The following is a 13123-nucleotide window of genomic DNA, read 5'->3' on the forward strand; positions in this document are numbered from 1 at the left end:
TTATGAAGACGTTTGCGACCCTGATGGCGCTCATGCTGGCATCGCCCGCCGCAGCCGCGCCACTCTGTGACAACCTGGGTTTCGCCGGGCTGCTCGCGTCGTGCAACCGGGGTGAGGACATCCACCTGACGCTGGCCTCCGGTCAGCCGCTGGGAGAAGATGTCGCGCTGCAGTCAGGGGCCTATTACACGCTGGTGATCGAGGCGGACGGATCGGCCGAACTGGCGGTCGAGGGTTCTTCGTTCTTCCGGGCGATCTGGATGAACGAAATCGTCATAAACCAGATCGAGGTCCGCCCCATGGCGGTCGACTCGATCGAATTCGACAAGGCGGGCGTGGTGGAACTGTCCTTCATCGCCATCAAGCCCGGCACCCACGTTCTGAAGATCCCCGGATCGACCGGGGCCAGCCAGGAGGTGAAGATTTCCATACAGTGACCCGATTAACTGCAACCTTGGGAGAGACGATCATGAAATACACCGTATTGGCCCTTGTCGCGCTCGGCCTCGCCGCGCCGGTCCACGCCGAAAGCCACAGCATCCCGCAGGAAACCGTCGACGCGATCATGTCGATGCTGACCGACATGGAATGCCAGATGGATGCCGGCGACATCGAAATGGAGGACGACGGCGGCTTTGACCTTGACGACGTGATCTGCAAGGGCGGTCAGCAATATGACATCCGGCTCGATGCCGACCTCAACGAGGTCAGCCGCCGGGCGGAATGAGACTTAAGCAGCGGATGCGTTGTCGCGCGCGGCTTCTATCATCGGATCAAGGGCAAGGGGGCGGATGCCCCCTTCGCCGCGTGAGGGGAGGAAAAGACAATGTTCGATTTCATCAAGGGCACCGTGGCGGCCATCGCGCTGGCCGCACCCGCTTGGGCCGATGACCTGCCCACCATCCGCGCCGCCACGCTGAAGATCGGCACGGTGAACTGGGAAATGCAGACCATCATCGACAACGGTTTCGACGAGAAGCACGGCTTCCATCTCGAGATGCAGCCCTACGCCGACAACGGCGCGACCCGCGTCGCCGTCGAGGGTGGCGAGGCGGATATCGCGGTGGCAGACTGGATCTGGGTGGCGCGGCAGAACGCCGAGGGCAAGGATTACGTCTTTGTCCCCTACTCGAAGGCCGTCGGCGGGCTGGTGGCAAAGCCCGACGCCGGGGTAAATTCGCTGAAGGATCTCGCGGGCACCAAGGTCGGCATCGCCGGAGGACCGCTGGACAAGTCCTGGCTGATCCTGCGGGCCTACGCGCAGCAGGAATACGGCATGGATCTGAAGGCCGAGACGGAACAGGTCTTTGGCGCACCGCCGCTGATCTTCAAGGCGGGCCTTGGCGGAGAGACCACCGGCTCCATCAACTTCTGGCACTTCCTCGCCAAGATGAAGGCGTCGGGCATGGTCGAGGTGATCTCTGTCGCCGAAGCCGGCGAGGCGCTGGGGCTGAACCCGGACACACCGCTGCTGGGGTATTACTTCAAGCAAAGCTTTCTCGACGAGCATCCGGGGATGGCGCAGGCGCTCTATGACGCTTCGCGCGACGCAAAGGACCTTTTGGCCGCCGACACTGCAGCATGGGAGGCGATCCGCCCCGCGATGAACGCCAGCAACGACGGCCAGTTCGAGGCGCTGAAAGCCGACTGGCTGGCGGGCTCCCCGTCGCGCGGGCCGGTCGACGTGGAGGGTGCCGACAAGATGCTGACGCTGATGAACGAGCTTGGCGGCGCGGAGCTGGTGGGCAAAGCCACCAAGGTGCCCGAGGGGCTCTTTGCCGACGTCAAGTAAGTGGCCCTGAGCGAGACGCAGAAGGACAGCGCGCGGCCGGGGATGCCTCCTGCCGCCGTTGGGGCCATGTCCATTGGGTTGCTGCTGGCGCTCTGGGTGATGGCCGCATGGCTGACGGCGGACGCGACAATCCTGCCCCAACCATGGGCGTTGGTCGGACCATTCCGCCGCGAGGTCATGAACGGAGAGCTACCCTATCATCTTGGCGAGACGCTGGTGCGGGTGGCATGGGCCTTTGCGCTGGCGATGCTGGCGGGAGGCGCGCTCGGGCTTGTCATGGGGCGTAACCCGGTTCTGAACCGCTGGCTGGACCCGTGGCTGGTAATCTTCCTCAACTTGCCCGCCCTGGTGCTGATCGTGCTGTGCTACCTGTGGATCGGTCTGAACGAGACTGCCGCCATAGCCGCTGTGGTCTTCAACAAGATCCCCAACGTCGCCACGGTGATCCGCGAAGGAGCGCGTGCGCTGGACCCGGCCGTCGACGCCATGGCGCGAGTCTACCGGATGAGCGCCTGGGCAAGGCTGCGGCACGTCACCCTGCCGCAGCTCGCCCCCTTCATCACCGCCGCCGCACGGTCCGGCATCGCGGTGATCTGGAAGATCGTGCTGGTGGTCGAATTCCTCGGGCGGTCGTCCGGGGTCGGCTTTCAGATCCACCTCTATTTCCAACTTTTCGACGTGACCATGGTGTTGGTCTACGCTTTCTCCTTCATTGTTGTGATGCTGGCCGTGGAATGGCTGGTGCTGCAACCCTGGGAACGGCATACCCGCCGCTGGAGGCAGGAATGATCCGGGTCGACATCGCAGGGAAACATTTTGGCGATGTGCAGGTGCTGGGGCGCGTGCGGTTCGACATCGCATCGGGCGAAACGGTGGCGCTGGTCGGGCCGTCGGGCATCGGTAAATCCACCGTGCTGCGCATCGTCGCCGGGATCGACACGCGGTTTCAGGGCCACGTGGAGCGGCCTGAGGCCATGGCCATCGTCTTTCAGGAACCGACGCTGCTGGCCTGGCGATCGGCGCGGGACAACCTCCTGCTGACTCAACCGGGCCTGACGCCCGAAGGCGCCGACCGAGCCTTGGCCAAGGTCGGGCTGGAAGGTCGTGGCGAAGCATTTCCCTTGCAGCTGTCGCTGGGGCAGCAAAGGCGGCTGTCGCTGGCGCGGGCCTTCGCAGGTAAGCCAGAGTTGTTGATCATGGACGAACCATTCGTCTCGCTCGACCCGGAGATGGCGGAACAGATGATGGGCCTGACCGAAACCCTGATCGCTGAAGCCCGGCCCGCCACGCTGTTCGTCACCCACGCCACAGCGGAAGCGGAGCGGCTGGCGACGCGTATCCTGCACCTCGAAGGCCGCCCCGCCACGCTGCGCGCCTGAGGGCCGTGGGGCGGGGCGGGCTCCGGGCTTGTGGCTGGACGCGGGCGCGGGCGTGACGCGTAAGAGGACCGCAACTCCAAATTTTCAGACCGTCGGGATCGGTTTCCTTGACTAGTCTCCGGACCCGTCAGTCCATGCGTGCAAAAAAGCGGACGCAGATCCCCGCCCATCTCAGACTTCGAGAAAAGTGACCTCGCCGGGCCGAATATGGGCCGCTGTAAGCCGCCCTGTCGCATAGGCGCCGGTATCGACGGAAATCCGCCCGCGCTCTGCCTTGGGTTGCCGTACGATGGTATGGCCATGGACGATCCAGATGCCGTCCGTCCTGTCGCGACGGCCAAATTCGCTGTGACCCCAGGTCAGGACGTCGCGGGTTTGGCAGTCCAGGGGCAATGCCGGATCGGCGCCAGCGTGAACAACTGCGACATTTCCTGACTGCCAGCTGTCGGGCAGCGCGCGCAGCCATGCGATGATGTCCTCGCCCATTGCCTCGCGCAGGCGCAACGCGAGGTCGGCCATCGTCTCGGATGGCTGACGGCCGATCTTGTAGCTTGCCAAAGTCTGCAGTCCACCGTTTCGCAGCCAGCGGTTTCCGGCGGTTTCCGGGTCGTCGAGAAAGTTCAGCAGCATTTCTTCGTGATTGCCCGCCAGACAGATGACGTAGTCGCCGAACTCCCTGGACAGCCGTCTCAGGAGGCTCAGGACCGGGCCGGAATGTTCGCCACGATCGACCATATCCCCGACGACAATAACGCGCGGGGTCTCCTCGATCTTCTCGATTTCGAGCAACAAGTCCGCCAGTTTCTGCAGACAGCCGTGGACATCCCCGATCACAAAAAACGATTCGTCCGGTGCGACGGGCGCATCGAACTCCGGGACAGAGTAGAGATCCCGCGCGGTCCGAGCAGGCTTCCCGAGCAGTTTCTCAAGCAGCTTCATGGCGCTCTATATGTGACGGCTGGCCGGAACCCGCAAGTCCCGACGCAACGTTCATCGTGGCCGTCAGATCGCGTCCTGAGCGGACTGGACAAGCAGCGGGAAGAACTGCTGGAAGGCGCGGTTCCACTTTGTGATCGGCTGCTCTTCGATGAAGACGACGTCGTTGGGCCGCATCTCGAAACGGGTCGCCATGACCACGTTGGCGATGTTTTCCGCATCAAGGTGATAGGCAACCACCGTCGCCCCCGGCGCCAGCGAATCGGCGCCGCGCAGCACGTAGATCTGGCTGGGATCGCCGGTCGTGTTGACGTAGCCACCCTCGCCGAACAGAACATCGGCCAACGTCGCGCGGCGCCCATAGGGCAGGGGGACGCGGCTCTGCTTCGTGACTTCCCCGGTCAGGTAGACGTAGTCGCGGGTCTCCTCCCCCAGGCTTCGGCGGCGTTCATAGTTGCTGCGCTCTTCCTCGAGGGCAGACCTCCGCAAGGCGATCTCCCCTTGCAGGATGGTCATTGCGGAGCTGCGCGCGCTGGTACGCAGCGCGATGACATCGATACGCGCCTGATAGAAGGCCAGGGCGCGGTCAAGGTCATAGGTCGTGTCCACAAAGATCGCGTCGCCGCCGCGCAGCAGCTTGTCCTTCAGGCCGGGGTTCTCGACGTAGGTATTCAGCGGGATCTGGTAGAGAGTGCCGTCGCGATAGATGCGAATCGAAGCGAATTCGCGATCCTTGACAGTCACGCCGCCCGCCGCGATCAACGCCTCGCCCAGCGTCAGGCCGCTGGGGGTGATGGCCACCACGGTTGACGTCTTCACCGCACCGCCGATTGCGACACGCTGCGAGTTGAATTTGGAAATCTCCAAGCTGAAGGTCGGGTCGATCTGGTTGTTCACCAGCGCCTGAAACAAGCTGTTTTCCGCCTCCTCGATTGTCAGCCCGCCAACATCGACACCGCCAACATCGGGAATTGCGATGGTGCCGTCCTCGCGCACGACATAGCCCTGTCGGCTGTTCGCGGCTGCCAGAAGGCCAGTGAGCTGCTCAACCGTGCTAGCCGAACCTTTCGTTGCCAGCAGCAATTCGTCGCCCGGACCAATGCGGTAAGGCTGCGACGGGATGTCGGGCAGGGGGCGGTACTGCAATTGCTGGCGAGTCTCCTCGGGCAGGTACGGTTCGGCGGGCAGGGCTCCGACGCCCTGCGCAGCTCCGCCCGACCCGGCGTTGGAGAAGAATACAGCGGGCAGACTGCGCGGCATATAGGCAGAGCTGTTCGCCGTGGCGATCACCTGCGGCGAAAGCTCCAGCACGGTCACGTCCTCGGCCTTCTCGTCGACCGAGGGGCTGTGATAGGTGATTCCGCAAGCCGAGAGCGTCGCGGCCATGACCCCCGCCAACACCTTGTTACGAAAGCGCGGAACCAAGGCGGATTTGACCGGGGTAATCTCTGACCGGATCGTGACGTTCATGTTCTGCTCTTCCCAAGATTTTGCGCCCGCACGGCCTTGGACGTGCGAATGCCATCGTGCTGCTGTTTGCAATCCAATAACCCAAATGCAGCTGTCAGGCGACTGCGGGGTAAACAGACCAAGATTCGAACGCCGAAACCGGGTCAAATGTGCAACAATTGCGGTCACCCGGCTTCGGACACCACGCCACAAAGCGGGACGGAGGCGGCCCTGCGACGCGACAATGTATACCGCCGCATACTGTGGACGTCGGCGGAAGATTCGCCTAGAGAGGGCGCAATCTTGGTAACGGGCCCGGAGACGGGCGCAGCAACGGGGGAATCCCATGTCCGAACAGACCACACCCGACATCATCTACACAAAGGTCGACGAAGCGCCGGAACTGGCCTCGGCCTCGCTTCTGCCGATCATCCGGGCCTTTGCTTCGGCGGCGGGGGTTTCTGTCGGCACGAAGGATATCAGCCTCGCGGGTCGCATCATCGCCACCTTCCCGGAGGCCCTGACGGACGCACAGCGGCAGGACGACGACCTCGCCGCGCTGGGTGAACTGGTGAAGACCGCCGATGCCAACGTGATCAAGCTGCCGAACATCTCGGCTTCCGTGCCGCAGTTGGTCGCGGCGGTGAAGGAGCTGCAGGCGCAGGGTTACGCGCTGCCCGACTACCCCGAAACGCCGAGCACCGCCGCCGAAAAGGCCGTTCGTGCGAAGTACGACACCATCAAGGGCTCTGCCGTGAACCCGGTCCTGCGCGAGGGCAACTCCGACCGCCGCGCAGCCGCCGCAGTAAAGACCTTTGCTCAGAACAACCCGCACCGTATGGGCGAGTGGACGGCCGCATCGAAGACGCGCGTCGCCTCGATGGACGGCAACGACTTCTTTTCGAACGAGAAATCGGCGACGCTGGACAGCGCGGCAACAGCAAAGATTGTGCTGGAAACGGCCAAGGGTGAAACCGTTCTGAAGGACGGCGTATCCTATCCGGCGGGCACTGTTGTCGACGCCACGTTCATGTCGGCCGCCGCTCTGGATGCTTTCCTCGCCGCAGAGATAGAAAAGACAAAAGCCGAGGGCACGCTGTTCTCGCTGCACATGAAAGCCACGATGATGAAGGTCTCCGACCCGATCATCTTCGGCCACGCCGTGAAGGCATGGCTCGCCCCGGTGTTCGAGCAGCACGGCGAGAAGATGAAGGCGCTTGGCGTCAACCCGAACTCGGGCCTCGGCGACCTGCTGGAGCGGGTGAAGGACGACGCGGAGATCATGGCCGCCATCGATGCCGTGACGGCGAAGCGTCCGCCGATGTACATGGTGAACTCCGACAAGGGCATAACCAACCTGCACGTGCCGTCTGATGTCATTATCGACGCATCGATGCCCGCGCTGATCCGCGCCGGCGGCAAGGGCTGGGGCCCGGACGGCAAGGAGCACGACACCAATTGCGTGATCCCCGACAATTCCTACGCGCCGGTCTATGACGCGGCCATCGAATTCTTCAAGGCCAATGGCAAGCTGAACCCGGCCACGGCCGGCACCGTGCAGAATATCGGTCTGATGGCGCAGAAGGCGGAGGAATACGGCTCCCACCCGACCACCTTCGAGATCCCCGAGGCGGGCACCGTGAAAATGGTCCTGACGGACGGCACGGTGCTGCACCAGCACGGCGTCGAAGCGGGCGACATCTGGCGGTCGGCCTCGGCCCGCAAGGCGCCGATCGAGGACTGGGTGACGCTCGCCATCGACCGTCAGAAAGCGACCGGCTACCGGGCGATCTTCTGGCTGGACGAGACTCGCGCGCATGACGCGGAGTTGATCAAGGTCGTAAAGCCCATGCTTGAGGCGAAAGGCGTTTCCGGCAAGTTCGAGATCATGGCCCCGCACGAGGCGACCATTGCGAGCCTCGAGACGATCACGAAGGGCGAGAACACCATCGCGATCACCGGCAACGTCCTGCGCGACTACCTGACGGACTTGTTCCCGATCCTCGAGTTGGCGACCTCGGCCAAGATGCTGTCGATCGTGAAGCTGATGCAGGGCGGCGGCCTGTTCGAGACCGGCGCCGGCGGTTCGGCACCCAAACACGTGCAGCAGCTGCAGGAGGAAAACCACCTGCGCTGGGATAGCTTGGGCGAATTCTGCGCTCTGGGGGAATCGTTCCGCTTCCTCGCGGACCAGAAGGGCAACGCCAAGGCGCGGGTGCTTGGCGACGCGGTTGACGCGGCGACGCAGGGCATTCTCGACAACGACCGTTCGCCGTCGCGCAAGGCGGGTGAGCCGGACAACCGCGATAGCCACTACTGGTTCGCCCGCTACTGGGCCGAAGCGCTCGCCGCCCAGACCGCCGATGCCGGTCTGGCTGCGCATTTCGAGCCTCTCGCGAAAGCGTTGGCCGAGGGCGAAGCAGCCATTGTCGCGGAATTGGCGACCGCACAGGGCAATCCCGCCGATCTGGGCGGCTATTACCACCCCGACGCAGCAAAGGTCGCGGCGGTGATGCGTCCGTCCAAGACCTTGAACGCAATAATCGGCTGATCGACTGGCAGCCCTGAACACGAACTGGAAGGTCCCGCCGACACGGCGGGCCTTTTTACCTTCAAAATAATTTACATAACCCTGATTACGAGTGCACTGCCTGACGCGATGCAAGGTCGCACCGGCGACTGCGCCGCGCAAACCGGCACAAGGACGGCAGGACGCGAATGCAGCGCAAAAAATCGACTGCCGCGCGGCCGCGATGGCGGCGGTGCAAATCCCGGACGGGCTGGGACGGCGCAGTCAGGCAACAACAGACATCCAACAGCAGACAGGCCGCGGCTGCTATCCCGGCCTGTCAGTTCCATGTCTGCGGTTGGGCCTCAGACCATCCCGCCGTTCGGTTGCACGATCTGTCCGTGCACCCAGCTGGCGCGGTCGGAGGCGAGGAAGGCCACGACCTCTGCGACCTCTGCCGGTTGGCCAACGCGGTTGAAAGGCGACATGCCAGCGGAGCGCGCCACGGCGGCTTCGTCCTTACCCGCGCGGAACAGGTCCGTGTCCACCGGCCCCGGCGCTACGCCATTCACACGAATGCCGCGCGGGGCCAGTTCCTTTGACATCGACCGCAGGAGCGATTCCACAGCCGCTTTCGACGCCGTGTAGGGCCCGCCGCCGGGCACGGCCACGCGTACCATCGAGGTGGTCAGGCCGATAATCGTGCCGCCATCGCGAACCTGCCGCGCTGCTTCGCGCAGGACGTGGAAGGCGCCGAGGATGTTGACCTCCAGCAGATCGCGGAATGCGTCGTCCGGGAACTGCGCCAGCGGGCCGCCGGGCACGTTGATACCGGCGTTGGCGACGACACAGGCGGGGGCGCCACCGTGCTGCGCCGTCACCTCCGCGAAAGTCGCCGCCACTTGGGCCGCGTCGCGTATATCGCACTTGTGGACCGTGATACTCGTGGCCGCCTGTGGCACATCGGGGGCGCTGCCTGCGTGGGTGAACGCAACGTCGAACCCGTCGCGCGCCAGCGCCGTGACCACCGCCGCGCCAATTCCCCGCGACCCTCCAAAGACGAGTGCTGTCTTGCCTGTCATGTGCATATCTCCCTGTTCAGACGTCACGGTGTGATCGTGACGATGCGTTGTTCGGTCATTTCCTCCACCGCGTAGCGCGGGCCTTCGCGGCCAAAACCGCTGTCCTTCGACCCGCCGTAGGGCATCAGGTCCACGCGGGAGGATGAGGTTTCGTTGATGTGCACCCCGCCCACCTCCAGACTGCGCGCGAGGTCAAAGGCCGAATCCAGCCGGTTGGTGAACACCCCCGTGGCCAGGCCGTAGGGGGTGGCGTTGACGCGGGAAACGGCCTCTTCGATCGTGTCGAACGGCAGGAGGGAGACGACAGGGCCAAAGACCTCCTCTGACAGAACGCGCATGTCCGGGGTGATGTCCGTGAGCAGCGTAGGCGGCACCACTGCCCCCTTGCGCTTACCGCCGGCCAAACGGGTCGCCCCCTGGGACAGGGCCTCCTCGATCCAGGTATCAACCCGCGCCGCCTCCCGTTCGGAGATCAGCGGCCCCGTGACCGTGCCCGCCATGCGCGGATCGCCGTAGTGGACGGCGTGCACGGCCGCTGTCAGCCGGTCGGTGGCTTCCTCCAGCCGGACACGCTGCACCAGCACCACCTGGACGGAGGTGCAGACCTGTCCGGCCTTGCGGTAGCCCGCGCCGGTTATCTTCGGGAGCGCACGGTCGAGATCGGCGTCATCGGCCAGGATGGTGAAGGCGATGGAGCCCAGTTCCATCTGTGTGCGTCGCAGCCCTGCGGCCTGTTGGATGGCACGGCCCACGCCGGTCGATCCGGTGAAAGCGATGAACCGCACGCGCGAATCGGCGATGGCCGCCTGAGTGACCTCGGCCCCCCCCGGCATGACCGACAGGAACCCCGGCGGCATCCCGGCCTCCAAGAGTACACGTCCCAGCGCCAGGGCCGTCAGCGGCGTGGCAGAGGCCGGTTTCAGCACCACCGCATTGCCGGCGGCAAAAGCAGGGGCGACCTTGTGACAGACGGTATTGAGCGGCGAGTTGAAGGGCGTTACCGCCAGCACCACGCCCAGCGGCACGCGGAGGGTGAACCCCATCCGGCGCCCCTGCCCCGGCGCGCCCGCCAGCGGCACGACCTCGCCTCGCAGGTTGCGCGCCTCCTCCGCCGAAAGCCGCAACGTCTGCTGGCAGCGCGTGACCTCGCCCCTGGCATCGGACGCGGTAAAGCCGCTTTCGGCCATGATGGTGGTCATCATCTCCTCGGCCCGCTGCGCCAGCAGATGCGCCGCGCGGTCGAGGATCTCGCCCCGTTCGTAAGCGCCGGGCGCTCCGCCGGTAAAGGCCCGCTGCGCGCTGTCGATCATGGCGGTCATCTGGTCCACGCTCGCCTCCGCGCCCTCCGCCACGGGGGTAAGCGTGTATTTGTCCAGCACGGTCAGGGGGCGACCCTGACCGGCGTTCTCGGTGCCATCATGCAGGCAGGTCAGGGGAAAGGTGCTATTGGTCACAGCCAGAGGACCTCCTTGCGGTAATCGAGATCGGTGAGCAGGTCGCGGGCCGGGCCTTCGTGAAAAACCTTGCCCTGTTCCATGGCATAGACGCGGTCCGCCAGTGCCAGAACGATGTCGAGGTTATGCTCGACGATGATGACGGGAACCTCGCGGCGCAAGCGGTCGAGCACACGAAAGAGGTCTTCGACCACCGCCGGAGCCAGCCCTTCGAAGGGCTCGTCCAGCAGCAGGAGTTTCACGTCGGCGGAAAGCGCGCGCGCGATGGCGAGCATCTGCTGTTCGCCGCCCGACAGGAAATCGGCGGGGCTGTCGATGCGCTCCTTCAGTCTCGGGAAGAACTCGAAAATGTGCTTCTCCGTCCAGTACACACCCCCCTGCCCCTTTGGTCGCGCGAGGTGACCGAGCGCGAGGTTGTCGCGTACACTCATTCCGGAGAACAGGCCGCGCCCCTGCGGCACATAGCCGACCCCGGCGCGGGCGATGTCGGGGGTGGCCTGCCCCGCGATCTCCGCCCCGGAGAAGGCGATGCGCCCCTCGCGCGGCCGGACGAGGCCGGCGATGGTCTTCAGACAGGTCGATTTGCCTGCGCCATTGCGACCCAGAAGAGCGACGATCTCACCCTCCCGGACCTCAAGTGCGGCGCCGTTCAGGATGTGGCTCTTGCCGTAGAAGCTGTGCAGGTTCTCCACCGTCAGAACCGGCGCGCCGGGGGCATCATGCGCCGCGCGAGTGCCAGTGACACCCGGCGTGCCGGTGCCGGTGTAGACCTCCTGCACGCGGGTATCTGCGCGGATCCTGGCGGGTGAACCTGCGACCAGAACCGCGCCGTCATTCATGACCGTGACGGTGTGCGAAATGCCCAGCACCCGGTCGATATCGTGCTCCACGATCAGGACGGGGATGTATTTCGCCATCGTGGTGACAAGCCGCGAGACACGCTCCCGCTCTGCCGCCGCAAGCCCGGCCAGCGGTTCATCCAGCAGCAGCATCCGGGGCCGTGTCGCCAGCGCGATGCCAAGATCCACCAGCCGTTGCCCGCCGTAGGAAAGATCGGCGGCCAGCGTATCCTCGATGCCCTCCAGCCCGAGAAAGCGGATCAGTTCCGCCGTCTCGTTGTTGATCCCTTGCAGGCTGTCGATGTCGGACCACGCGTTGTGCCGCGCGGCATGGCGTGACTGCACCGACAGGCGCAGGTTCTCGCGGATCGTCAGCCCTTCGAACAGGGAGGTGATCTGGAATGACCGCGCCAGCCCCGCCTGGCTGATCAGGTGCGGTGGCAGGCCCGCGATGCTCTGGCCATCCAGGGTGATCTCGCCGGTATCGGGCACGTACTTGCCGGAGATCAGGTTGAAGAGGGTCGTCTTTCCCGCCCCGTTGGGACCGATCAGCGCGTGGATCTGCCCCGGCGCGACCATCAGCGACGCCCCCCGAACCGCCCGTATGCCGCCGAAACGTTTGGACACATCATGCGCGGTCAGGACCTCGGCGCGGGTGGAGGGCGCGGGCCGAAGCGCCTCCGGCAAATCAAGGCCCTCGTATATCTTGCGGTTGGACATGGCGGCGTTGGTCGCGGGCGGAGGATTCAGCCGGTGGCGGATTTTCTCAACGATCCCCACGATGCCGCCGGGCAGGTACATCACAAACCCGACAAAGATCAGTCCGAACCAGAACAGCCAGTCGCTGGTCCATGTCGACAGCACCTCGCGAAAGAGCACAAAGAACAGCACCCCTACGGCGGGGCCGACCACGGCGCTGCGCATGCCTCCGATGACCACCATGGCCAGCAGCTCGCCCGAGAACTCGATGGACGTGCTTTCGGCGGTGACGATGTAGTGCTGAAAGCCCGACAGAATGCCGCCCAGCCCGGTAACCGTGGCCGAGAGGACGAAAGCCCCCAGCTTGTAGCGGTTCACCGCGTAGCCCTGGAACTCCGCCCGCTCCTGGTTCTCGCGGATGGCGCGCAGCACATGGCCAAATGGCGATCGTATCACCCGCATCAGCCCGTAGAGCGTCACAAGGCCCATCACGGCTGAGAAGCAATAATACGTCAGATTGTCCGACAGGTCGATGGGCAGAGCCGTATTGCGGCTGAGCCCGCCGAGGCCGTCCTCGCCCCCCGTCACGGCGGTCCAGCGGAAGGCGATGGAAAAGGTCAGCGCCGCCAGCGCCAGCGTCATGAGAGAGAAATAGACCCCCCGCCGCCGCAGCATCAGCGCGCCCAGCACCAGCGAAAGCACCGCGACGAAGGCGAGCCCCGCGAGGATCGGCAGGATGATTTGGCCGGGCAGCAGGTGCTTCTGCGTCAGGGCGGCGGCATAGGCGGCCAGCCCGAACCACGCGGCGTGCCCGAAGGAAACCAGCCCGGTGACGCCCACCATGAGGTTCAGACCCATCGCCGAAATGATGAGGACGACGACCTGCGTCGCGGTGGAACTGGTCAGGCCGAGCAGCGGCATGACGAAAGGCAGGGCCAGCAGGACAATGGCGGCGCCGCAGAGGGTGCGGATCGTTTGGGTCAT

11 protein-coding genes are annotated in these 13123 nt (G+C 64.8%); 6 read left to right on the forward strand and 5 right to left on the reverse strand.

Going from position 1 to position 13123, the window contains the following annotated elements:
• The first annotated feature begins 2 nt into the window (after positions 1 to 2).
• The 5 genes from J5474_RS19765 to J5474_RS19785 all read left to right on the forward strand — a co-directional run bounded on the left by J5474_RS19765 (position 3) and on the right by J5474_RS19785 (position 3171).
• Positions 3 to 437, forward strand: a complete 435-nt coding sequence (locus J5474_RS19765; RefSeq protein ID WP_209363315.1) for a hypothetical protein — start codon at positions 3 to 5, stop codon at positions 435 to 437.
• A gap of 32 nt (positions 438 to 469) precedes the next feature.
• Positions 470 to 727: a PepSY domain-containing protein gene (locus tag J5474_RS19770; protein ID WP_209363317.1), complete on the forward strand. Its 258-nt coding sequence runs from the start codon at positions 470 to 472 to the stop codon at positions 725 to 727.
• 99 nt (positions 728 to 826) lie between these two features.
• Positions 827 to 1792 (forward strand): ABC transporter substrate-binding protein, encoded by a 966-nt coding sequence (locus J5474_RS19775; protein ID WP_209363320.1) that lies wholly within the window; start codon positions 827 to 829, stop codon positions 1790 to 1792.
• Positions 1793 to 1834: 42 nt separating this feature from the next.
• Entirely contained in the window at positions 1835 to 2581 is a 747-nt protein-coding gene (locus J5474_RS19780; RefSeq protein WP_209363412.1) for an ABC transporter permease, read from the forward strand.
• Positions 2578 to 3171, forward strand: coding sequence for an ABC transporter ATP-binding protein (locus tag J5474_RS19785; protein WP_209363322.1), 594 nt, complete (start codon positions 2578 to 2580; stop codon positions 3169 to 3171). The genes J5474_RS19780 and J5474_RS19785 overlap by 4 nt, the downstream gene beginning before the upstream one ends.
• 171 nt (positions 3172 to 3342) lie before the next feature.
• Here the strand turns inward: J5474_RS19785 and J5474_RS19790 are convergent, their stop codons facing one another.
• Both J5474_RS19790 and J5474_RS19795 read right to left on the reverse strand, forming a co-directional pair.
• Positions 3343 to 4110 (reverse strand): metallophosphoesterase family protein, encoded by a 768-nt coding sequence (locus J5474_RS19790; protein ID WP_209363324.1) that lies wholly within the window; start codon positions 4108 to 4110, stop codon positions 3343 to 3345.
• Positions 4111 to 4173: 63 nt separating this feature from the next.
• Entirely contained in the window at positions 4174 to 5577 is a 1404-nt protein-coding gene (locus J5474_RS19795) for a polysaccharide biosynthesis/export family protein (RefSeq protein ID WP_245216602.1), read from the reverse strand.
• A 325-nt stretch (positions 5578 to 5902) separates the two neighbouring features.
• On the opposite strand from J5474_RS19795, the gene J5474_RS19800 reads away from it, so the two are divergent.
• Positions 5903 to 8107 (forward strand): NADP-dependent isocitrate dehydrogenase, encoded by a 2205-nt coding sequence (locus tag J5474_RS19800; protein ID WP_209363326.1) that lies wholly within the window; start codon positions 5903 to 5905, stop codon positions 8105 to 8107.
• Positions 8108 to 8430: 323 nt separating this feature from the next.
• Here the strand turns inward: J5474_RS19800 and J5474_RS19805 are convergent, their stop codons facing one another.
• The 3 genes from J5474_RS19805 to J5474_RS19815 are packed head-to-tail and all read right to left on the reverse strand — an operon-like array spanning position 8431 to position 13123.
• Entirely contained in the window at positions 8431 to 9147 is a 717-nt protein-coding gene (locus J5474_RS19805) for an SDR family NAD(P)-dependent oxidoreductase (RefSeq protein ID WP_209363328.1), read from the reverse strand.
• A 23-nt stretch (positions 9148 to 9170) separates the two neighbouring features.
• Positions 9171 to 10601 (reverse strand): aldehyde dehydrogenase family protein, encoded by a 1431-nt coding sequence (locus tag J5474_RS19810; protein ID WP_342454070.1) that lies wholly within the window; start codon positions 10599 to 10601, stop codon positions 9171 to 9173.
• On the reverse strand, positions 10598 to 13123 hold the full coding sequence (locus tag J5474_RS19815; protein WP_209363330.1) for a branched-chain amino acid ABC transporter ATP-binding protein/permease: 2526 nt from the start codon (positions 13121 to 13123) through the stop codon (positions 10598 to 10600). Before J5474_RS19815 ends, J5474_RS19810 begins: the two co-directional genes overlap by 4 nt.

Origin of the sequence: Sagittula salina (genome assembly GCF_017813235.1) — a bacterium.
In the GTDB taxonomy this organism is placed as follows: domain Bacteria; phylum Pseudomonadota; class Alphaproteobacteria; order Rhodobacterales; family Rhodobacteraceae; genus Sagittula; species Sagittula salina.

What these genes read in the sequence shown, in the direction of transcription:
- J5474_RS19765 (WP_209363315.1), top strand. Translation starts at nt 3, where the DNA reads ATGAAGACGTTTGCGACCCTGATGGCGCTCATGCTGGCATCGCCCGCC.
- J5474_RS19815 (WP_209363330.1), bottom strand. Translation starts at nt 13,123, where the DNA reads ATGACCCAAACGATCCGCACCCTCTGCGGCGCCGCCATTGTCCTGCTG.
- J5474_RS19800 (WP_209363326.1), top strand. Translation starts at nt 5,903, where the DNA reads ATGTCCGAACAGACCACACCCGACATCATCTACACAAAGGTCGACGAA.
- J5474_RS19785 (WP_209363322.1), top strand. Translation starts at nt 2,578, where the DNA reads ATGATCCGGGTCGACATCGCAGGGAAACATTTTGGCGATGTGCAGGTG.
- J5474_RS19770 (WP_209363317.1), top strand. Translation starts at nt 470, where the DNA reads ATGAAATACACCGTATTGGCCCTTGTCGCGCTCGGCCTCGCCGCGCCG.
- J5474_RS19795 (WP_245216602.1), bottom strand. Translation starts at nt 5,577, where the DNA reads ATGAACGTCACGATCCGGTCAGAGATTACCCCGGTCAAATCCGCCTTG.
- J5474_RS19805 (WP_209363328.1), bottom strand. Translation starts at nt 9,147, where the DNA reads ATGACAGGCAAGACAGCACTCGTCTTTGGAGGGTCGCGGGGAATTGGC.
- J5474_RS19790 (WP_209363324.1), bottom strand. Translation starts at nt 4,110, where the DNA reads ATGAAGCTGCTTGAGAAACTGCTCGGGAAGCCTGCTCGGACCGCGCGG.
- J5474_RS19780 (WP_209363412.1), top strand. Translation starts at nt 1,835, where the DNA reads ATGCCTCCTGCCGCCGTTGGGGCCATGTCCATTGGGTTGCTGCTGGCG.
- J5474_RS19775 (WP_209363320.1), top strand. Translation starts at nt 827, where the DNA reads ATGTTCGATTTCATCAAGGGCACCGTGGCGGCCATCGCGCTGGCCGCA.